Below are 20,993 nucleotides of genomic sequence, written 5' to 3' on the forward strand. Positions count from 1 at the left end.
ACCGTGCGCGTACGCCGCACGCCCGAGGGCGGGACCGAACTGCTGCCGGACGGCGCCGAGAAGCCGCTCGGCGGGTCCGGCTGGGCCGGGCCCGACGGCCGGTTCGTCCTGCGGCTCGACGGACTCGTCCACACCTTCACCGCCCTGCCGGACGGCACCTGGCTGGGCCGGGACGGGGACGCCTGGCACGTGCGGGACCACGATCCGGTGGCCGCCTCGCTGAGCGGGGCCGACCGGTCCGGCGCCGGTTCGCTGACCGCGCCGATGCCGGGGACAGTGACCGTGGTGAAGGTCGCCGTAGGAGATCAAGTGACCGCCGGACAGAGCCTGTTGGTGGTCGAGGCGATGAAGATGGAGCACGTCGTCTCCGCGCCGCACGCCGGCACCGTCGCCGAACTCGATGTGACCCCCGGCGCGACGGTCGCCATGGACCAGGTGCTGGCGGTCGTCACACCTGCGGAGGAGGACCAGTGACACTCGGACCAGTGACACTCCCGATGGTCGTACCGGCCCCCGATCTGCCCGCCCGGGTGCGCATCCACGAGGTGGGGGCGCGGGACGGGCTGCAGAACGAGAAGTCGACCGTGCCGACCGAGGTCAAGGCCGAGTTCATCCGCCGGCTGGCCGACGCGGGCCTGACCACCATCGAGGCAACCAGCTTCGTCCACCCCAAGTGGGTGCCCCAACTGGCCGACGCCGAGCAGCTGTTCCCGCTCGTGCGCGACCTGAAGGGCGTGCACCTGCCCGTCCTGGTGCCGAACGGCCGCGGCCTGGACCGGGCCCTGGCCCTGGAGGCGACCCGGGTCGCCGTCTTCGCCAGTGCCACCGAGTCCTTCGCCAAGGCCAACCTCAACCGCACGGTGGACGAGTCGCTGGCCGTGTTCGCCCCGGTCGTGGCCCGCGCCAAGGACGAGGGCGCCCATGTCCGCGGCTATCTCTCCATGTGCTTCGGCGACCCCTGGGAGGGCGCCGTCCCGATCGCCCAAGTGGTGCGTGTCTGCCGGGCGTTGGTCGACATGGGCTGCGACGAGCTGAGCCTCGGCGACACGATCGGCGTGGCAACTCCCGGGCATGTGCTGGAACTTCTCGCCTCACTCAACGAACAGCACGTCCCCACCGACGTGTTGGGCGTGCACTTCCACGACACCTACGGTCAGGCCCTCGCCAACACCCTGGCCGCCCTCCAGCACGGCGTCACCACCGTGGACGCCTCCGCGGGCGGCCTCGGCGGCTGCCCGTTCGCCAAGTCCGCCACCGGCAACCTCGCGACCGAGGACCTGGTGTGGATGCTCCAGGGTCTCGGCATCGACTCCGGAGTCGACCTCGCCCGTCTCACCGCCACCAGCGTGTGGATGGCCGAACAACTGGGCCGACCCAGCCCGTCCCGCACCGTCCGCGCACTCGGTAAAACAGCACAGCCCCACAAGGAGCAGTGACCGCCATGGACCACCGTCTCTCCCCCGAACTGGAAGAACTCCGCCGTACGGTAGAGGAGTTCGCGCACGACGTCGTGGCGCCGAAGATCGGCGACTTCTACGAACGCCACGAGTTCCCTTACGAGATCGTCCGCGAGATGGGCCGCATGGGCCTGTTCGGGCTGCCGTTCCCCGAGGAGTACGGCGGGATGGGCGGCGACTATCTGGCGCTCGGCCTCGTCCTGGAGGAGCTGGCCCGGGTCGACTCGTCGGTCGCGATCACTCTGGAGGCGGGCGTCTCGCTCGGTGCGATGCCGATCCATCTCTTCGGCACCGACGCCCAGAAGGCCGAGTGGCTGCCCCGGCTGTGCTCCGGCGAGATCCTCGGCGCCTTCGGGCTGACCGAGCCGGACGGCGGCTCCGACGCGGGGGCGACGCGGACGACGGCCCGCCTGGACCCGGACACCGACGAGTGGGTGATCAACGGCTCGAAGTGCTTCATCACCAACTCCGGTACGGACATCACCGGTCTGGTGACGGTCACCGCGGTGACAGGACGCAAGCCCGACGGCAAGCCGCTGATCTCGTCGATCATCGTGCCGTCCGGGACGTCCGGCTTCACGGTCGCGGCGCCGTACTCGAAGGTTGGCTGGAACGCCTCGGACACCCGCGAGCTGTCCTTCGCGGACGTACGGGTCCCGGCGGCGAACCTGCTGGGCCAACAGGGCCGCGGCTACGCCCAGTTCCTGCGCATCCTGGACGAGGGCCGGATCGCGATCGCCGCGCTGGCCACCGGTCTGGCGCAGGGCTGTGTCGACGAGTCGGTGAAGTACGCCAAGGAACGGCACGCGTTCGGGCGGCCGATCGGCGCCAACCAGGCCATCCAGTTCAAGATCGCCGACATGGAGATGAAGGCCCACACCGCCCGCCTCGCCTGGCGCGACGCGGCCTCCCGCCTGCTGGCCGGCGAGCCCTTCAAGAAGGAGGCGGCGCTCGCCAAGCTGTACTCCTCCACCATCGCCGTCGACAACGCCCGCGACGCCACACAGGTGCACGGCGGCTACGGCTTCATGAACGAGTACCCGGTGGCCCGTATGTGGCGCGACTCCAAGATCCTGGAGATCGGCGAGGGCACCAGCGAGGTCCAACGGATGCTGATCGCCCGCGAGTTGGGCCTCGCGGGCTGACAGTCCGCCCGGCTGGGGGTCACCTCGGAGCCAACAGGTCGATCAGCCAGAGAATCGCCGGGACGCTGCAGACAACGCCCCAGAGACCGGTCACCATGAATGCGACCAGGGCGACCCCCAGCCAGGCCACACGGGTCGGCGCGAGTACCCGTGAAGGGTTCTGGGGGTCGTAGGTGATCTCGTCGCGCCACCCTCGCAGTGACAGGCTCGCCGTGACTTCCTGGCCGTCGATCGTGCGGAAGTGGGCGATGCAACTGCTGGTGGCCTCGCTGTCCGGATCCGCTTCGTACCTCGCGTGGACGGTGATGCCCCGCCGCCGCATCACCCACCACGTGTCCACCTCGGCCATGCCCACCCACATGCGCAGCAGGGCGACGGCCGCGGGAAGCAGCAGCCAGGCGAAGAACCCCAGGAGCCGATCCACCGGCAGCCCTACGGCCGGCGGAAGCCCCAGGACCACGTACCAGAACGCACGCCGCCACCACGGGCTGCCGTGCAGCACCCGATCACGAAGACCGGCCACCGTACGCAGGGGCCACATCCGCACCGCATGCCGCCGCAGCGGCTGCCGGTTCCCCGACGGGTCGGCGTCAGTCATGATCGCTTCGACCTCCGCGCCGAGCGCGGCGACCATGTCCCTGTTGCGGTGCCGGACCGTCATGGCCGAGTCGGCCCGCGTGTCCTCGAAGAGGAACACGGTCAGCGACTTCTCAGTGGCCACGACCTGCCGGATCCGCGTCCCGGGCACGACGACGGTCGTCCGCCCCCGCCTCCAGTGCAGTGCGCCCTGCTCCACCCACACCCGGGCACGGCCGCCGGCCAGGACAACCCCTGTCGCTGGCCCGGTGTTCGATTCCCCCATGGCAGTGGATCGTAGACGTGCCGAGCGCCGGACGCGTCCGCCGGAGCGGGACCACACTGCGCTTCGCCACCCCGGCCCGCAAAGATCCCTAGACCGGTTCGGGAGCCGGGCTGCCCAGGCCCGCCGACAACTCCCCAGAGATCAGGGCGACATGGCGGTAGGCCCGTTCGGCGGCGGCCAACACCTTTTCCTGTACGGCGGGTTCGCCGAGCGCGCGGTCGAGGCGCTCGGCGAAGGCCGCCCAGCGGGCGCGGTCGCCGCTGCCGTAGTACGACGTGCCGTTCCCGTCCGTGAGCCGGTACGCCTCGACGACGTGCCGGAGCAGGAACAGGGCGCCGAGGGTGGAACCCTCCAACACGTAGAGGAAGCCGAGGAGTTCGCGGGGTTCGGTGGCCGCCGTCCGCCGTATCTCGGCCGCGAACTCCTCGGCGGCCGGGCAGGGTCCGGGGGCGGTGCCCTGGGCGGCGAAGTGGCGCAGGTCGCGTTCGACGAGCGGGAGTTTGACCAGCTCCGGCGACCACACCGAGCCGACGGAGGGGCAGGTGGCGCGGGCCAGTTCGGCCTCCAGCACCTCCAACACCGTGCGGTAGGTGGCGAGTTGGCCGACATACCGGTCGAGCGGGAGGGATCCGGTGAGCATCGCGCCGGCGAATGCGGTGCTCTCCAGTGCCTCGTGCCAGGTGCGGGTGCCGTCCTTCAGACGCCGGCTCGCCGTGTCCGTCATACGCCGCTCCGCTGCCGGACCGCCGTGAGCAGACGGTCGATGAGGTGGCCCTTGCGTTCGATCGTCACGTCGAAGTAGGCGGCACTGCGCTCGGAGCGGCACACCTCGTGGACGGCGTCCTTCGCGGCGCGCTTCAGGGCCACGGCCTCCTCGGCGAGCGCGAGGAGCGTGCGCTCCAGTTCGGGGTGACCGAGAACGTACGGTTTGAAGTCCTGGCCGGATGGTGCGCCGTCCAGCAGCTCCAGGAGGACCCGGTTGCCGAGGCCGTCGAAGTCCTCGTGCGTGTTGGCGCCGCCGAGTTCCGGCACGAAGTCGGTCAGGTCGTTGAACAGCTGGCTGGCGAGGCCGAGTTGACGCATCGCGGCGTCCAGGGCGAGCCGGTCGTCCTCGACCACCCGCAGTCCCGCGACCGCCGCGTCGAGCGGCATCCGGAACAGGGTGCCGGTCTTGAGCGCGGCCGTCTCCTCCCAGAAGCCGACCCGGGTGGCGCGCGGCGCGGCCAGCAGCTCGGCGCGGGTGAGCGCCGTACGCGAGGACATGTCGACGGCCTGCCCGGTGAAGCCGTCGCCGACCGAGCGCACCAGGCTGTCCACGACGGCCGGGTCGGCCGTGTGCCGCAGCGCGGACATGATCAGCCAGGCGCCGGCGTTGAGGGCGAGGGGTGCGCCGTGGACGGTGTGGAGAGCGGGTTCGCCATAGCGGACGTCGCTGCCGTCCTGGATGTCGTCGAGGGCGACGGCGGCCTTCAGCAGAATCCTTACGGCAACTGCCGTGCGGCGGATGACCGCCAGTTCGGCGGCCGTGTCGTCCCCCGCGGTCGACTCACCTGGAAAACCCCGGTAGTTGCGGTAGGCCCAGTAGACCATCGAGGGGCGCAGCGGAGCCCGGCCGCCGGGTGTCGCGGCGGTGGGGGGCAGTGCCTGCTGGCCGATCTTGGAGCCGACGGCGTCGGCGACGGGTTCGTACAGGGAACGTCGTAGCGCCGTGTCGTAGACGGAGGCCGCCGCCCGCGCCGGGGCGGTCAGTGAGCCGAGGAACTCGGCGAGGTCGTCCTCCAGCAGTGCCGCGTCACTTCGCACCACCGCTTCCACATCCGTCGCTTCCACCGTGGTAGCCACTCCACCTCCGCGGGTCGCCGAACGCCAGTGCGCAGAGCTCGCTATGGACGAGCATGATCACAACGGGCGGACGGGACAAGGTGGTTGAAAGCCAAAGTGCGCGGGGTGTGAACGACGACCACCCCGCCCACTGGACATTCAGTGAGGTTAGGCTAACCTACCTTCGAATTGTCCGGCGGGTGCTCCGCCCTGTTCGAAAGCAGCCACACATGTCCAACGCCCGTGCCACCCACCTCTCCCGCCGCGGCATCCTCGCCGCGGGCGGCGCCCTCGGCCTCGGCGCCGTGCTCGCGGCCTGCGGCGACGACGACGCGAAAAGCGGTGGCTCGGACAAGGAGACGACGGCCGCGAAGTCGGGGCCCTGGTCCTTCAAGGACGACCGGGGCACCACCTCGAAGGCCGACAAGATCCCGTCGACCATCGTCTCCTTCATCGGTGTCGCCGCCGCGCTGCACGACTACGGCATCGAGTCCAAGGGCGTCTTCGGGCCGACGAAGCTGAAGGACGGCAAGGCCGACGTGCAGGCCGGTGACCTGGACATCAGCAAGGTCACCATCATCGGCAACGAGTGGGGCCAGTTCAACATCGAGAAGTACGCGGCCCTCTCCCCCGACGTCCTCATCACCACGATGTTCGACGCGGCCGGCACGCTCTGGTACGTCCCGGAGGAGTCGAAGAAGAAGATCCTCGCCGTGGGCGCGCCGACCGTCGGCATCTCGGTGTACGACATCCAGTTGCCCCAGCCTCTGGCTCGGATGCTGGAGCTGGCCAAGTCCCTTGGAGCCGACACGAGTTCGGCCACCATCACCACAGCGAAGAAGCGCTTCGAGGACGCGGCTGCCCGGCTGCGCGCCGCGGCGAAGGCCAAGCCGAACATCAAGGTTCTCGTGGGTTCCGCGAGCCAGGACATCTTCTACGTCTCCGGGTCGAATCTCTCCGTCGACCTGGAGTACTTCAAGTCTCTCGGCGTGAACTTCGTCGAGCCGTCCGCCGCCGCACTGAAGGCGAGCGGTGGCTGGTACGAGAACCTCAGCTGGGAGAACGTCGACAAGTACGGGGCGGACATCATCATGATGGACAACCGGACTTCGGCGATTCAGCCCGCGGACATCACAGAGGGCACGTGGAAGAAGCTGCCGGCTGTGAAGGCGGGGCAGGTCATCGCGCGGAACCCTGAGCCGATCCTGTCGTACGCCAAGTGCGCGCCGTTGCTTGAGGATCTGGCGAAGGCCATCGAGAACGCGAAGAAGGTCAGCTGAATTTGGGGTGGTTGCGCTTTCGTGGGGAGCTGCGGGCCGGTGGGGGCTGGTCGCGCAGTTCCCCGCGCCCCTTTAGGTAGGCAGCCTCACGCTTCTTCTAAGGAACCCTCCCCATGACTACGGCCGTCGCCGCTCCCTTCCGCTTTTTCTCGCTCCACGTCGTGCGGACGGAGCGGCTCGGGCCGGCTCTGGTCCGCGTCAGCTTTGCCGGGGACGACCTGGCGTACTTCTTCTCCGACGGGTGTGATCAGTCCCTGTCGCTCTTCCTGCCGCATCCGGGCCAGTCGGAGCCCGCCGTGCCGTACGAGCTCGGTGACGGGTGGTGGCAGGCGTGGCGTGAACTGCCGGACGGCGTACGGGCGGTGATGCGGTCGTACACGCTTCGCGCCCTGCGTCGCGATCCCGACGAGATCGACATCGACTTCGTGCTGCACGAACCGGCCGGGCCCGCCTCCCGGTGGGCCTCCCGCGCTGCCGCCGGGGACCGGGTCGTGCTGCTCGGGCCGGGCGTCGCGGACAACCGGGCGATTCGGTTCCGGCCGCCGGAGGACACCGATCTCGTGGTCGTCTGGGGTGACGAGACCGCCGTGCCGGCCGTGTCCGCCATCCTCGAAGCGTTGCCCGCCGGGATCCGTGCGCGGGTGTGGCTGGAGGTCCAACATGCCGGTGATGTACAGGACTTGGTGACCGCTGCCGACGCCGAGGTGACCTGGCTGGTGCGTGAGAACGCGGGCGCCGAGGGGTCCCCCATGGCCCTCGGCGCCCTGCGTGCGGCTCAACTCCCGTCCGCCGAGCGGCCGTACGTGTGGATCGCGGGCGAGTCCGGTCAAGTGAAGGCGCTGCGGCGGCACTTCGTGGGTGAGCGTGGGTTCGACCGGCGCCGGGTGACCTTCGTCGGGTACTGGCGGCAGGGGCTCAGCGAGGAGCAGTTGCGCGAAGCCGGGTGAGAGACAGCTGATGCGGGAGTGACGGCTGTCACGGGAGGGGCAGGTTTCGAAAGGTCTAAGTTAGGTTAGCCTTACCTAAGTTCAAGCCCGTCCCCACCGGAGGACCCCCACATGCGCTCGCACCTGCTCAATGACACGACTGCGGAGCACTACCGCCGCTCCGTGACGGAAGGCGTGGAGCGGGTGGCGGCCAAACTCGCCACCACCGAACGACCGTTCACCGGCGTCACGGTCGACGCCCTCTCCCCCCTCATCGACCGGATCGACCTCGACCGCCCGCTCCACGACACCGCCGCGGTGCTCGACGAGCTGGACGAGGTCTATCTGCGCGACGCGATCTACTTCCACCACCCCCGCTACCTCGCCCACCTCAACTGCCCGGTCGTCATCCCCGCGGTGCTCGGCGAGGCAGTGCTCTCCGCCGTCAACTCCTCCCTGGACACCTGGGACCAGTCGGCCGGCGGCACCCTCATCGAGCGCAAGCTGATCGACTGGACGAACGAGCGGATCGGCCTCGGGCCGCACGCCGACGGGGTGTTCACCTCCGGCGGCAGCCAGTCCAACCTGCAGGCGCTGCTGCTGGCCCGCGAGGAGGCGAAGACCGACACGCTCGCCAAACTGCGTATCTTCGCCTCCGAGGTCAGCCACTTCAGCGTGAAGAAGTCCGCGAAGCTGCTGGGACTTGGGCAGGACGCCGTCGTCTCGATACCCGTCGGCGCCGACAAGCGGATGCAAACGGTCGCTCTCGCCCGGGAGTTGGAGCGCTGCAAGAACGCCGGTCTGGTGCCCATGGCCGTCGTCGCCACCGCCGGCACCACCGACTTCGGCTCCATCGACCCGCTGCCCGAAATCGCCGGGCTGTGCGAGCAGTTCGGGGTGTGGATGCACGTGGACGCGGCCTACGGCTGCGGTCTGCTCGCCTCGCTGAAGCACCGGAGCCGGATCGACGGCATCGAGCGCGCCGACTCGGTCACCGTGGACTACCACAAGTCCTTCTTCCAGCCGGTGAGTTCGTCCGCCGTCCTGGTCCGCGATGCCGACACCCTGCGCCACGCGACCTACCACGCGGAGTACCTCAACCCGCAGCGCATGGTGCACGAGCGCATCCCCAACCAGGTCGACAAGTCCCTGCAGACCACCCGCCGCTTCGACGCGCTCAAGCTGTGGATGACGCTGCGCGTGATGGGCGCCGACGGCATCGGCCAACTCTTCGACGAAGTCTGCGACTTGGCCGAGGAGGGATGGAAGCTGCTGGCCGCCGACCCGCGCTTCGACGTGGTCGTCGAGCCCTCGCTCTCCACCCTCGTCTACCGCTACATCCCGACCGCCGTCACCGACCCGGCCGAGATCGACCGCGCCAACCTGTACGCCCGCAAGGCCCTGTTCGCCTCCGGTGACGCGGTGGTCGCGGGCACCAAGGTGGCGGGCCGCCACTACCTGAAGTTCACCCTGCTCAACCCCGAGACGACGACCGACGACATCGCCGCCGTCCTCGACCTGATCGCCGGCCACGCCGAGCAGTACCTGGGAGAGTCCCTTGACCGCGCATCCTGAACCCGCCACCAAGACCTACGACTTCGTGGGCATCGGGCTCGGGCCCTTCAACCTCGGCCTCGCCTGCCTCACCGAGCCGATCGTCGAACTCGACGGGATCTTCCTGGACTCGAAGCCCGGCTTCGAGTGGCACGCCGGCATGTTCCTCGACGGCGCCCACCTCCAGACCCCGTTCATGTCCGACCTGGTCACCCTGGCCGACCCCACCTCGCCGTACTCCTTCCTCAACTACCTGAAGGAGAAGGGGCGTCTGTACCCCTTCTACATCCGCGAGAACTTCTATCCGCTGCGGGTCGAGTACGACGACTACTGCCGCTGGGCCGCCAACAGGCTCACCAACGTGCGCTTCAGCACGACGGTGACGGAAGTGACGTACGAGGACGAGGACGGGGTCTACGTCGCGCGGACCGAGGCCGGTGACCTCTACCGCGCCCGGCACCTGGTCCTCGGCACCGGCACCCCGCCCTACCTCCCGGAGGCCGTCGCGGGTCTTGGCGGCGACTTCATCCACAACTCCCGTTACATGCAGCACAAAGCGGAGTTGCAGGCCAAGGAGTCGATCACGCTGGTCGGCAGCGGGCAGTCCGCCGCCGAGATCTACTACGACCTGCTCAGCGAAATCGACGTACACGGCTACGAGTTGAACTGGGTGACGCGCTCGCCCCGCTTCTTCCCGCTGGAGTACACGAAACTCACGCTGGAGATGACCTCCCCGGAGTACATCGACTACTTCCACGCCCTGCCGGAGCAGACCCGCTACCGCCTCACGGCCGAGCAGAAGGGCCTGTTCAAGGGCATCGACGGCGACCTCGTCAACGAGATCTTCGACCTGCTGTACCAGAAGAAGGTCGGCGGTCCCGTTCCCACCCGGCTGCTCACCAACTCCTCGCTGGACAGCGCCACTTACCGCGACGGGGTCTACGAACTCGGGCTGCGCCAGGAGGAGCAGGAGAAGGACTACACCCTGCGCTCGCAGGGCCTGGTCCTCGCCACCGGCTACAAGTACGCCGAGCCGGAGTTCCTCAAGCCCGTGCACGAGCGGCTGCGTTACGACTCGCAGGGCAACTTCGACATCGCGCGCAACTACTCGATCGACACCACGGGCCGGGGCGTCTTCCTGCAGAACGCCGGCGTCCACGCGCACAGCATCACGTCCCCGGACCTGGGCATGGGCGCCTACCGCAACTCGTACATCATCCGTGAGCTGCTCGGCACCGAGTACTACCCGGTCGAACAGACCATCGCGTTCCAGGAGTTCGCCGTATGACCTTCACCTTCCGCCCCCTCGACCCGCTCAAGGACGCCGAGCTGCTGCACCGGTGGCTCACGCACCCCAAGGCCGCGTTCTGGATGATGCAGGACGCGAAACTGGAGGACGTCGAGCGCGCCTACATGGAGATCGCGGCCGACGAGCACCAGCACGCGCTGCTCGGACTCCAGGACGGCGTGCCCGCCTTCCTGATGGAGTACTACGACCCCCGCCATCGCGAACTGGTCGGGCTGTACGAGCCGTTGCCCGGCGATGTCGGCATGCACTTCCTGACGCCGGCCACCGCGGCACCCGTCCACGGCTTCACCCGCTCGGTGATCACCGCCGTGATGGCCCGACTCTTCGAGGACCCGGCGGTCGCACGGGTCGTCGTGGAGCCGGACGTGTCCAACACCGCCGTGCACGCCCTGAACGAGGCGGTCGGGTTCGTGCCCGAGCGCGAGATCCGGAAGCCGGAGAAGAAAGCCTTGTTGAGCTTCTGCACACGGGAACAGTTCTTGGCGGCGACGGCGGCTACGGCGGTGTCCGTATGAGTCTCGCCGACGCCGTGGCCCATCTCTCCCCCGAGCGCTGGGAGAAGGCCAACCGCCTCCTGATCCGCAAGGCCCTCGCCGAGTTCGCGCACGAACGGCTGATCACCCCCGAACCGGCGCAGAAAGACGACGACTTGTACGTCGTCCGCAGCGACGACGGCCTGACCCGCTACCGGTTCACCGCCACCCGGTACGCCCTCGACCACTGGCAGGTCGACGCCGACTCCATCACCCGTCACCGCGACGGCGCCGAACTCCCCCTCGCCGCCCTGGACTTCTTCATCGAGCTGAAGCAGGCGCTCGGGCTGAGCGAGGCGATCCTGCCGGTCTATCTGGAGGAGATCTCCTCCACCCTCTCCGGCACCTGCTACAAGCTCACCAAGCCGCAGATCCCGGTCGCCGAGCTGGTGAAGAGCGACTTCCAGGCGATCGAGACCGGGATGACCGAGGGCCACCCCTGCTTCGTTGCCAACAACGGGCGGCTCGGCTTCGGTATTCACGAGTACCTCTCGTACGCCCCCGAGACCGCGAGCCCGGTCCGGCTGGTCTGGCTGGCCGCGCACCGCTCGCGGGCGGCGTTCACGGCGGGTGTGGGCATCGAGTACGAGTCCTTCCTGCGGGACGAGCTGGGAAGTGTGACGCTGAACCGTTTCCGCGACACACTTTCCGAACAGGGCCACGACCCCGACGACTACCTCCTCATCCCCGTCCACCCCTGGCAGTGGTGGAACAAGCTCACCGTCACCTTCGCCGCCGAGATCGCCCGCGGCCACCTCGTCTGCCTCGGCGAGGGCGACGACGAGTACCTCGCCCAGCAGTCCATCCGGACCTTCTTCAACAAGTCCCACCCCGAGAAGCACTATGTGAAGACGGCCCTGTCCGTCATCAACATGGGCTTCATGCGCGGACTTTCGGCCGCCTACATGGAGGCGACCCCGGCGATCAACGACTGGCTCGCCCAACTCATCGACAACGACCCGGTGTTGAAGTCCACCGGCCTGTCGATCATCCGCGAGCGGGCCGCCGTCGGCTACCGACACCTGGAGTACGAGGCGGCCACCGACCGCTACTCGCCGTACCGCAAAATGCTCGCCGCACTGTGGCGCGAGAGCCCGGTGTCGTCACTCCAGGACGGCGAGTCCCTGGCGACGATGGCCTCGCTGGTGCACCTGGACCACGAGGGCGCGTCCTTCGCCGGCGCGCTGATCGAGCGGTCGGGGCTGACCCCGGTGGAGTGGCTGCGGCGCTATCTGCGGGCCTACTTCACCCCGCTGCTGCACAGCTTCTACGCCTACGACCTGGTCTTCATGCCGCACGGCGAGAACGTGATCCTCGTCCTGAAGGACGGCGTGGTCGAGCGCGCGATCTACAAGGACATCGCCGAGGAGATCGCCGTCATGGACCCGGACGCGGTGCTGCCGCCGACCGTGGAGCGGCTGCGGGTCGAGGTCCCCGAGGACAAGAAGCTCCTGTCGATCTTCACCGACGTCTTCGACTGCTTCTTCCGCTTCCTCGCCTCCAGCCTGGCCGCCGAAGGCGTCCTGGAGGAGGACGACTTCTGGCGTACGGTCGCGGACGTCACCCGCGAGTACCAGGACTCGGCACCCGAACTCGCCGACAAGTTCCGGCAGTACGACATGTTCGCCCCCGAGTTCTCGCTGTCCTGCCTCAACCGGCTCCAACTGCGCAACAACGAGCAGATGGTGGACCTGGCGAACCCGGCCGGCGCGCTCCAGCTCGTCGGCACCCTCAAGAACCCGATCGCCGGGTTCTGATCCACAGACAGGCGGGCACCCCGGAGTACGGTCCTCCGGGGTGCCCGTCGTCATCCAGAAACAAAGACAACTACCCTGCGGGCCAAGGCACTTGGGGCGACCGGTAGTAGTCGATCCCGAGCGCGTCCCAGCGCGGGGCCTGCGCCGCGAGCCGCACCTTGTAGGTGTCCCAGTCGTGCGTCGAGGCCGGCGACCAGCCCAGCTCGGCCACGCCCGGCAGCCTCGGGAAGGCCATGTAGTCGATGTTCGCGCCGGTCACGATGGTCTCCGACCAGAGCGGCGCCTCGACGCCCCGGATCGCCGAACTCGGCACCCCGGCAAGGTAGTTGCCCGGGTCCCAGTCGTAGGACCGCTTCACCTCGACCAGGCCCGCCCAGTCCTGGCCGAGCGGGGTGTCCTCGGTGTACTTCATGTCGAGGTAGACCCGGTCGGCGGGCGAGAGGATCAGCCCGGTGCCGTTCTTCGCGGCCTCGGCGACCTGGGCCTTCTCCTCGGCGCCGGTGTCGTCGAGACCCCAGTACTGGGCGAGCGCGCCCTTCACGGGGTGGGCGCCGGTGATCTGGTGCCAGGCGATCACCGTCTTGCCGTACTTGGTGACGATCGGCTGCACCCGGTCCATGAACTTGACGTAGTCCTCGTGGCTGGTGGACTGCGCCTCGTCGCCGCCGATGTGGATGTAGCGGCCCGGCGTGATCGCGGCCAGCTCGCGGACCACGTCGTCCACGAAGCCGTAGGTGACGTCCTTGCCGACGCACAGCGAGCTGAAGCCGACGTCCGTGCCCGTGTAGAGCGGGGGTGCCACGCCGTCGCAGTTCAGGTCGGCGTAGGAGGCGAGGGCCGCGTTGGTGTGGCCCGGCATGTCGATCTCGGGGACCACTTCCAGGTAGCGCGAGGAGGCGTAGCGGACGATCTCCTTGTAGTCGTCCTTGGTGTAGTAGCCGCCCGCGCCACCGCCGACCTCGGTCGAGCCGCCGTAAGTCGCCAGGCGGGGCCAGGAGTCGATCGCGATGCGCCAGCCCTGGTCGTCACTGAGGTGGAGGTGCAGTTCGTTGATCTTGTAGAGCGCCAACTCGTCGATGTAGCGCTTGACTTGGGTGACCGTGAAGAAGTGCCGGGAGACGTCGAGCATCGCGCCGCGGTAGGCGTAGCGCGGGGAGTCCTCGATGGTGCCGCCCGCGATCCGCCAGGGGCCGCGCTGCACGGAGTTCTTCTCGACGGCGGCGGGCAGGAGTTGGCGCAGGGTCTGGACGCCGTGGAAGAGGCCGGCGGGCCTGCTCGCGGTGATGGTGACGCCGGCGGTGCCACTGACGAGCCGGTAGCCCTCGGCGCCGAACGTGCCCTTGGACAGGCGGAGTTGGATGCCTCCCTTGCCCCGCGAGGTGACCGGCAGCCGGTAGCCGGTGGAGGGGCGCAGGATGCCCGCGAGGTACTCGCCGATCCGGCGCGACTCACGTGTGTCGTCGACGCGGATACGGGTGCCGCCCGTGATCTTGTACACGTGTCCCGCGGGGGTGACCTTGGCGGGCGCCGGGACCACCCGGCCCAGCGGGGTGACGGCGGCGGGCGCGGCGGAGGGTGCGGCGCCGACGACGGACACGCTCGCGGCGGCGACGAGCAGCAGCGAACCGAGGAGGCGGGTCGTTCTGTGGCGCTGTCTCACAAGGTGTCTCACAAGCGGTCCCTTCCTTTGGACTTCCGTTGGACTTCCGTTGGGCCCGGACAGGTACAGACCATTCTGTCGCCACAGCGATGGAACAATCCTTCCCATGGCGGAAATCATCCAGAAGGACGGCACCTGGATCTTCGACGGCGACGCCCTGCGGCTGACTCCCGGACGGGACAAGAACGTCGGCCTGTTCCGCAAGACACTGGGCGAACTCGTCGTTCCCCTGGGCGCGTTGGCGGGCGTCTCCTTCGAGCAGGGCCGGAAGTCGGGGCGGCTGAGACTGCGGCTGCGCGACGGCGCCGACCCGCTGCTGCACGCCACCGGCGGCCGGCTCGCCGAGGGCGACGACCCCTATCAGCTGCCCGTCGAGTCGGACCGGTACGGCGTCGCCGAGTACTTCGTGGACGAGGTCCGGGGCGCTCTGCTGCTCGACGGGGTCCCGACGGACCCGGTGGCCGGCTACCTCCTGCCGGGCCCGGCCGTGCCGCTCTCCGTCTCCGCCGGGGACGGCACCGCGAGCTTCGACGGCGAGCACGTACGGCTGGAGTGGAACTGGAAGACCGAGGAGGCCAAGTCCGCCGCCGGCGCCCGCACTCTCGCCGTCACGGACCTCGTCGGTGTGGAGTGGCGCCCGTCGGCCGGTCTGGAGAACGGCTACATCCGCTTCGCGGTGCGCAGCGCGCCGACCAAAGCACCGCCCAAGTACGACCCCAACTCCGTTGAGCTGTGGGGCTTCAAGAAGGACCCGCTGATGGCCCTGATCGCCGCGGCCGTACAGGCCCGGCTCCCGCACCCCGCCGCCGAGACGGACGTACGACCCGAAAAGCCCGAGCCCGCACGGCAGTTGACGGCCGCGACGGAGGACGGCCATGACGCACAGTTGCGGCGGCTGCGTGAACTGGGCGAGCTGCACCGGGACGGGGTGCTGACGGACGAGGAGTTCTCGATGGCCAAACAGGCGGTCCTCAAACGCATGTGAGGACCGCCTGCGGTGTGCTACGCCCTGCCTTCAAGGCGCAGTTGGTGCTACTTGGCCTTGCGGGCGACCGTGAAACGGTCGACCTCGGCACCGGTCTCGGCGATACCGCGGACCGTCAGGGTGGTCGTACGGCCCTTCGAGGCGGGCTGGACGTCCACGCGCAGGAACGAGTAGTTGAGGTAGCGGACGCGCGACCATCCGACCGTCTCGTTGACCTTGCCGTCCTTCGTGTTGACGAAGGCGGCCACGGAGTCGACGTCGGCGACGTGACCCTCGTAGGAGTCGGGGGCGGAGAACGCGTACAGGCTGCGGCCGGCCGCGCCCGCCGTCACGTAGACGACACCCTCGGTCTCCGGGTACGCCGTGCCGCCGATCGGCAGCTTCTTGACGACGGCGTTCTTCTTGATGACGTCGGTGCGCTCGTACTGGTGGTTGTGGCCGTTGATGACCAGGTCCACCGTGTACTTCTCGAACAGCGGCACCCACTCGTTGCGCACTCCCCCCTCCGAGGAGTGCGCGGTCGAGGTGCAGTACGCGCAGTGGTGGAAGAAGATCACCACGAAGTCGATGTCCCGGTCGGCGCGGAACTTCTTGAGCTGCGCCTCCAGCCACGTGGTCTGGGTGCCGCCGGAGATGCCGAGGTTGGCCGGGATCTCGAAGGACACGTCGTTGGCGTCCAGCGAGATGATCGCCGTGTTGCCGTAGACGAAGGAGTAGACGCCCGGCAGGTTCGCCTTGTCGGGGCCGTTGTCCGGCAGGTTCCAGCGGGCGTCCTCGCCGCCGTAGCCGTTGGGCGAGTACCAGGCCTCCATGTCGTGGTTGCCGTAGGCGGGCATCCACGGCACGGACTTGGCGACGGACTCGGTCTGCGCGAGGAACTGGTCCCACGTCCGCGAGTCGAAACCGGCGTCGGCGGTCTTGCCCGCACCGGCCGGGTCGGCGTAGCAGATGTCGCCGGCGTGCAGGTGGAAGGCCGGGTTCTGGCCCAGCAGCAGGCTGTTGTTGGCCAGGCCGTGGTAGCCGACGCCCTCGTCGCCGAAGGCCGTGAAGGTGAACGGCACGGCGCGGTCGGGGGCGGTGGTGAAGGTGCCCAGCGTGCCGAGCAGGTGGGCCTCGACCGGGTCGAAGCCCGCGTGGCCGACACCGTAGTAGTAGGTCTTGCCCGGGCGCAGGTGGGTCAGCTTGGCGTGCAGGTAGTACTGGGTGTGGTCACCGCTCGCGCCGACGCCCGCCGGGGTGTAGAGAGTGCGCACCTCGGCCTCGATCTTGCGGGAGAGGTCCCAGGGGTGCGCGCCGATCCGGACGAACGGTTTCTTGACGTTGGTCGGGACCTGCCAGGAGACCGTGACCTCCGTGCTCGGGTCGTTGCCGAAAGCCAGGTGCCGGCCGAACGGGGAGACGAGGGCCCCGTCGACGGACTCGCCGGCGGTCGAGGCGTAGGTGGCGGAGGCCTGGCTGGGGACGGCCGCCTGGGCGACCGCGCCCGGTACGAACACGCCACCCGCGATGGCGCCGAGTGTCACGGCACCGCCTCTGACCATCGTGCGCCGCGAGAATCTCGCGCGCAGGTACTCGTGCTGCTCCGCCATGCTCATGCGCTCTGCGAGCTCCGCGGGTACTCCCATACGAGGAATGTCCATGGCGTCTGAAACTCGTCGACATGAGCAACGGTGCGCAAGACACAGGATGGACAGCTTGCGAACAGAGCCCCATAAGACTTTCAACAGGTGGTTGCCCGATATCGGGCAGGATTCTTGCAAACCCTCCTTCGGTACTCCAGGATCAACCGGGTGCACGACGAACTCGTTGATCATCTGACGCGCTCCACCCCCCTCAACCGGGGCGAGGCACTCCGGGTGATCCAGGACGTGCTCGCCTACTTCGACGAGACGACAGAGGACTACGTCCGTCGCCGCCACCGCGAGCTCCAGGCCCAGGGCCTGGTCAACGCGACGATCTTCGACCGGATCGAGGCGGACCTGAAATACCGGGCGGTCGCACCGCCGGAGCTCACGCTCAGGCAGCTGCGCCGCATCGTCTACGGCTAGGAACATTCATATATGTGCGGAATCGTCGGATACATCGGCAAGCGTGACGTTGCTCCGCTTCTGCTGGAGGGCCTGCAGCGGCTGGAGTACCGCGGCTACGACTCGGCGGGCATCGCCGTCACGACCCCGAAGACGGCCGGCCTGAAGATGGTCAAGGCCAAGGGCCGGGTCCGTGACCTGGAGGCCAAGGTCCCCGCGCGCTTCAAGGGCACCACCGGCATCGCCCACACCCGCTGGGCCACGCACGGCGCCCCGTCCGATGTGAACGCCCACCCGCACCTGTCGGCCGACAACAAGGTCGCCGTGGTCCACAACGGCATCATCGACAACGCCTCCGATCTCCGGAAGAAGCTCGAAGCGGACGGCGTCGAGTTCCTCTCCGAGACCGACACCGAGGTCCTCACCCACCTCATCGCCCGCTCCCAGGCGGAGACCCTGGAGGAGAAGGTCCGCCAGGCCCTCCGGGTGATCGAGGGGACGTACGGCATCGCCGTCCTGCACGCCGACTTCCCCGACCGCATCGTGGTGGCTCGAAACGGCTCCCCGGTGGTCCTCGGCATCGGCGAGAAGGAGATGTTCGTAGCCTCGGACATCGCCGCACTGGTCACTCACACGCGCCAGATAGTGACCCTCGACGACGGCGAGATGGCGACCCTCAAGGCCGACGACTTCCGGACATACACCACCGAGGGCACCCGCACCACGTCCGAGCCGACCACCGTCGAGTGGGAGGCCGCCTCCTACGACATGGGCGGCCACGACACCTACATGCACAAGGAGATCTTCGAGCAGGCCGACGCCGTGGACCGCGTGCTGCGCGGCCGTATCGACGACCGCTTCTCCACCGTGCACCTCGGCGGCCTGAACCTGGACGCCCGCGAGGCCCGGCAGATCCGCCGCGTCAAGATCCTCGGCTGCGGCACCTCGTACCACGCGGGCATGATCGGCGCCCAGATGATCGAGGAGCTGGCCCGCATCCCCGCGGACGCCGAGCCGGCCTCCGAATTCCGGTACCGCAACGCGGTGGTCGACCCCGACACCCTCTACATCGCGGTCTCGCAGTCCGGCGAGACGTACGACGTACTCGCTGCGGTCCAGGAGCTGAAGCGCAAGGGCGCCCGGGTCCTCGGCGTGGTGAACGTCGTCGGCTCGGCGATCGCGCGCGAGGCGGACGGCGGCATGTACGTCCACGCGGGCCCCGAGGTCTGTGTCGTGTCGACCAAGTGCTTCACCAACACCACAGTGGCTTTCGCCCTGTTGGCGCTGCACCTCGGCCGCACCCGCGACCTCTCGGTCCGCGACGGCAAGCGCATCATCGAGGGCCTGCGCAAGCTGCCGGCCCAGATCTCCGAGATCCTCGACCAGGAGGAGGAGATCAAGAAACTGGCGGCCGAGTACGCCGAGGCCCACTCGATGCTCTTCATCGGCCGCGTCCGCGGCTACCCGGTGGCCCGCGAGGCCTCCCTCAAGCTCAAGGAGGTCTCGTACATCCACGCCGAGGCCTACCCCGCCTCGGAGTTGAAGCACGGCCCCCTCGCCCTGATCGAGCCGGCCCTCCCCACGGTGGCGATCGTCCCCGACGACGACCTCCTGGAGAAGAACCGCGCCGCCCTGGAGGAGATCAAGGCCCGCAGCGGCCGAATCCTCGCGGTGGCCCACCAGCACCAGGAGAAGGCCGACCAGACCATCGTCGTCCCGAAGAACGAGGACGAACTGGACCCCATCCTGATGGGCATCCCGCTCCAACTCCTCGCGTACCACACGGCGTTGGCGCTGGGCAGGGACATCGACAAGCCGAGGAACCTCGCGAAGTCGGTAACGGTGGAGTAGGTCTTTCGTCTTTTGTTTTTGGGGGCGCGGGGAACTGCGCGACCAGCCCCCACCGTCCGGCAGAGGCCAACGAACGGAAAGGCCCCCCACGTGTTGCCTCACACACGTGGGGGGCCTTTCTGCCGCCGGTCAACTGGTAGCCGTCACGCCCCGACCGGCCGCCCGACGAGGAAGAACCGTCGGCCAGTGTGCGAGCGCCGCCGTCGCCGAATACCAGGCAACAGCCCCCGCAGCGACACCGAACCACCCCCCGACCTTGCCCAGCCCGTCGTTACCGGCGAACTGCGCGATGGCGAGAAGCACGAGGGAGACGAAGAACAACCCGTATGTCCCTTGGGTGAGTTGATCCCCACCCGCGAGGGTCACCGAGAGAGCGACAAGGGCGAACAGGACCAGGAACAGCCCCGCCGCGTTGTCCGAGGCGGAGCCACCCGCGCTCACGGCCCAGGTGAACCAGAGCGCGCCGAACGCCGAGAAGGCCGTACCAGTAGCGGTGTCGCCGTCGCGGAAGGCGAACAGCCCGGCGACGAAGAGCGCAACTCCGCCTACGTAGTGAGCGAGTGACACGGCGTCAGCCGCCGACACCCCGTTGATGACATCCGTGTACCCGAGCCCGAAGGCCAACAGGGTGATTCCCAGAGCGAGTCGGCCGACGATCGAGGTGGTGCTTCCCGCAGAGACGTCATTGTCCACGGCGGGCTCCCTTCATGCATGTGCGGTTGTGCGGTGTGACCGATATATGCCCTTCACAAGGACACAAACACCTCTGCACAGCAGTGAATTCGGAGCCGACCGGCGAGTTCGACCTACGAGTTACGGGATGACGACGACAGGCCGCTTCGCCCGCTTGGCGAGCCGCCCCGCGACGGAGCCGAAGATGCGTCCGACGATGCCGTGGGTCGAGCCCACGACGATCGCGTCCGCCTCGTACTCCCGCCCCACCTCTTCGAGTTCGTGGCAGATGTCGCCACCGCGCTCGACGAGGATCCAGGGCACTTCCGCCAAGTACTCGGCGCACGCCAGCTCAAGACCCAGCACCTCGGTGCGGTGATCCGGCACATCGACGAAGACCGGTGGCTCGCAGCCGGCCCACACCGTGGTGGGCAGCCGGTTCGCGACATGCACGATGACCAGGCCCGAGCCCGAACGATGGGCCATGCCGATGGCGTACGCGAGGGCACGCTCACTGGACGTGGAGCCGTCGAAACCGACGACGACGCCGTGCTTGAAGGCGGGATCGCAGGAATGACGTGGCTCTTCCGCCGCCAGGGGCTCGGCCGCCGTGGGATCGGCGACGGGCCGCTTGCGGTCCGCGGGTTCGAAAGATTCGTGACCGGCCATGGATGTCTCGGCTTTTTGATCCTCTTGGGAGGGGACAACAGTGTGCGGCGGAGCTGTGTCCGGGAATCATCTTCCCAACCCCATACCCCCAAGGGTACGGCGCCAGTCCTCCTTAGCCCATATCCCGCACACGCTCCGGCGGAGTTCCCCGGAGCATGCACGAGGGGGCGCCCGTAACGCAATGGTTGCTGCCCCGTACAGGCGGTTTGCACAGGATTCACTTATCCCGGCGTCCACTCATGGGCTGCCCTACAGTGACCGACGCATCGAACAAGCGTTGAACCCGGCGAACCACCGCCCCAGGGAGCACGCCATGTCCGGACACCGCACGACCTCCGAGGCACACACCGGCCCGGACACCGCCACCGATGTGGTCCGCTGGGCGGTCTTCAGCTGCGTCCTCGTCCCCCTCGTCCTCCTCTGGTACGGCACCTCGCTCGCCGGCGCCACCGGCACGGCCCTCGGCCTCGCGGCCGTCACCGCCG

Annotated in this window: 19 protein-coding genes; 12 read left to right on the forward strand and 7 right to left on the reverse strand. The window is 68.5% G+C overall.

What is annotated here, in order from left to right; all coding sequences use genetic code 11:
• From R6V09_RS19030 to R6V09_RS19040, 3 genes are all read left to right on the forward strand, one after another.
• Window positions 1-474 (forward strand): acetyl-CoA carboxylase biotin carboxyl carrier protein subunit (locus R6V09_RS19030; protein ID WP_317882605.1); only part of this gene is annotated, 474 nt, incomplete at its 5' end.
• A 23-nt stretch (window positions 475-497) separates the two neighbouring features.
• Window positions 498-1,436, forward strand: coding sequence for a hydroxymethylglutaryl-CoA lyase (locus R6V09_RS19035; protein WP_317882621.1), 939 nt, complete (start codon window positions 498-500; stop codon window positions 1,434-1,436).
• A gap of 5 nt (window positions 1,437-1,441) precedes the next feature.
• Window positions 1,442-2,602 (forward strand): acyl-CoA dehydrogenase family protein, encoded by a 1,161-nt coding sequence (locus R6V09_RS19040; protein ID WP_317882606.1) that lies wholly within the window; start codon window positions 1,442-1,444, stop codon window positions 2,600-2,602.
• A 19-nt stretch (window positions 2,603-2,621) separates the two neighbouring features.
• Here R6V09_RS19040 and R6V09_RS19045 read toward each other — a convergent pair whose 3' ends face one another.
• The 3 genes from R6V09_RS19045 to R6V09_RS19055 all read right to left on the reverse strand — a co-directional run bounded on the left by R6V09_RS19045 (window position 2,622) and on the right by R6V09_RS19055 (window position 5,306).
• Window positions 2,622-3,464 (reverse strand): hypothetical protein, encoded by an 843-nt coding sequence (locus tag R6V09_RS19045; protein WP_317882607.1) that lies wholly within the window; start codon window positions 3,462-3,464, stop codon window positions 2,622-2,624.
• 88 nt (window positions 3,465-3,552) lie between these two features.
• Complete coding sequence (locus R6V09_RS19050) at window positions 3,553-4,188, reverse strand: biliverdin-producing heme oxygenase (RefSeq protein ID WP_317882608.1); 636 nt, start codon at window positions 4,186-4,188, stop codon at window positions 3,553-3,555.
• Window positions 4,185-5,306: a polyprenyl synthetase family protein gene (locus R6V09_RS19055; protein WP_317882609.1), complete on the reverse strand. Its 1,122-nt coding sequence runs from the start codon at window positions 5,304-5,306 to the stop codon at window positions 4,185-4,187. Before R6V09_RS19055 ends, R6V09_RS19050 begins: the two co-directional genes overlap by 4 nt.
• 209 nt (window positions 5,307-5,515) lie before the next feature.
• Between R6V09_RS19055 and R6V09_RS19060 the strand changes: the two genes are divergently transcribed.
• The 6 genes from R6V09_RS19060 to R6V09_RS19085 all read left to right on the forward strand — a co-directional run bounded on the left by R6V09_RS19060 (window position 5,516) and on the right by R6V09_RS19085 (window position 12,644).
• Window positions 5,516-6,565, forward strand: coding sequence for an ABC transporter substrate-binding protein (locus R6V09_RS19060; RefSeq protein WP_317882610.1), 1,050 nt, complete (start codon window positions 5,516-5,518; stop codon window positions 6,563-6,565).
• A gap of 113 nt (window positions 6,566-6,678) precedes the next feature.
• Window positions 6,679-7,512, forward strand: coding sequence for a siderophore-interacting protein (locus R6V09_RS19065; RefSeq protein ID WP_317882611.1), 834 nt, complete (start codon window positions 6,679-6,681; stop codon window positions 7,510-7,512).
• 111 nt (window positions 7,513-7,623) lie between these two features.
• On the forward strand, window positions 7,624-9,066 hold the full coding sequence (gene desA / locus R6V09_RS19070) for a lysine decarboxylase DesA (RefSeq protein WP_317882612.1): 1,443 nt from the start codon (window positions 7,624-7,626) through the stop codon (window positions 9,064-9,066).
• Window positions 9,050-10,333, forward strand: a complete 1,284-nt coding sequence (locus R6V09_RS19075) for a lysine N(6)-hydroxylase/L-ornithine N(5)-oxygenase family protein (RefSeq protein ID WP_317882613.1) — start codon at window positions 9,050-9,052, stop codon at window positions 10,331-10,333. Before desA ends, R6V09_RS19075 begins: the two co-directional genes overlap by 17 nt.
• Complete coding sequence (locus R6V09_RS19080) at window positions 10,330-10,869, forward strand: GNAT family N-acetyltransferase (protein WP_317882614.1); 540 nt, start codon at window positions 10,330-10,332, stop codon at window positions 10,867-10,869. The genes R6V09_RS19075 and R6V09_RS19080 overlap by 4 nt, the downstream gene beginning before the upstream one ends.
• Window positions 10,866-12,644: an IucA/IucC family protein gene (locus R6V09_RS19085; protein WP_317882615.1), complete on the forward strand. Its 1,779-nt coding sequence runs from the start codon at window positions 10,866-10,868 to the stop codon at window positions 12,642-12,644. Before R6V09_RS19080 ends, R6V09_RS19085 begins: the two co-directional genes overlap by 4 nt.
• A gap of 70 nt (window positions 12,645-12,714) precedes the next feature.
• On the opposite strand, the gene R6V09_RS19090 is transcribed toward R6V09_RS19085, so the two are convergent.
• A complete protein-coding gene (locus R6V09_RS19090) occupies window positions 12,715-14,304 on the reverse strand; it encodes a beta-N-acetylhexosaminidase (RefSeq protein ID WP_317882622.1) in 1,590 nt (529 codons plus the stop codon).
• Window positions 14,305-14,410: 106 nt separating this feature from the next.
• On the opposite strand from R6V09_RS19090, the gene R6V09_RS19095 reads away from it, so the two are divergent.
• On the forward strand, window positions 14,411-15,289 hold the full coding sequence (locus R6V09_RS19095) for a DUF4429 domain-containing protein (RefSeq protein WP_317882616.1): 879 nt from the start codon (window positions 14,411-14,413) through the stop codon (window positions 15,287-15,289).
• A gap of 47 nt (window positions 15,290-15,336) precedes the next feature.
• Here the strand turns inward: R6V09_RS19095 and R6V09_RS19100 are convergent, their stop codons facing one another.
• Window positions 15,337-16,914 (reverse strand): purple acid phosphatase family protein, encoded by a 1,578-nt coding sequence (locus tag R6V09_RS19100; protein WP_317882617.1) that lies wholly within the window; start codon window positions 16,912-16,914, stop codon window positions 15,337-15,339.
• A 165-nt stretch (window positions 16,915-17,079) separates the two neighbouring features.
• Here R6V09_RS19100 and R6V09_RS19105 point away from each other — a divergent pair, with 165 nt between their 5' ends.
• A complete protein-coding gene (locus R6V09_RS19105; RefSeq protein WP_317882618.1) occupies window positions 17,080-17,337 on the forward strand; it encodes a hypothetical protein in 258 nt (85 codons plus the stop codon).
• Window positions 17,338-17,349: 12 nt separating this feature from the next.
• The gene (gene glmS / locus R6V09_RS19110; RefSeq protein ID WP_317882619.1) at window positions 17,350-19,167 is read left to right on the forward strand and encodes a glutamine--fructose-6-phosphate transaminase (isomerizing); all 1,818 of its coding nucleotides are present in this window, start codon (window positions 17,350-17,352) and stop codon (window positions 19,165-19,167) included.
• 129 nt (window positions 19,168-19,296) lie between these two features.
• Here the strand turns inward: glmS and R6V09_RS19115 are convergent, their stop codons facing one another.
• Window positions 19,297-19,860 carry a GPR1/FUN34/YaaH family transporter gene (locus R6V09_RS19115; protein ID WP_317882620.1) on the reverse strand — a complete coding sequence of 188 codons (564 nt, stop codon included), beginning with the start codon at window positions 19,858-19,860 and terminating at the stop codon, window positions 19,297-19,299.
• Between the two features lie 120 nt (window positions 19,861-19,980).
• Window positions 19,981-20,508: a universal stress protein gene (locus R6V09_RS19120; protein WP_043669284.1), complete on the reverse strand. Its 528-nt coding sequence runs from the start codon at window positions 20,506-20,508 to the stop codon at window positions 19,981-19,983.
• Window positions 20,509-20,993 lie beyond the last annotated feature (485 nt).

Origin of the sequence: Streptomyces sp. W16 (assembly GCF_033194735.1) — a bacterium.
In the GTDB taxonomy this organism is placed as follows: Bacteria; Actinomycetota; Actinomycetes; order Streptomycetales; family Streptomycetaceae; genus Streptomyces.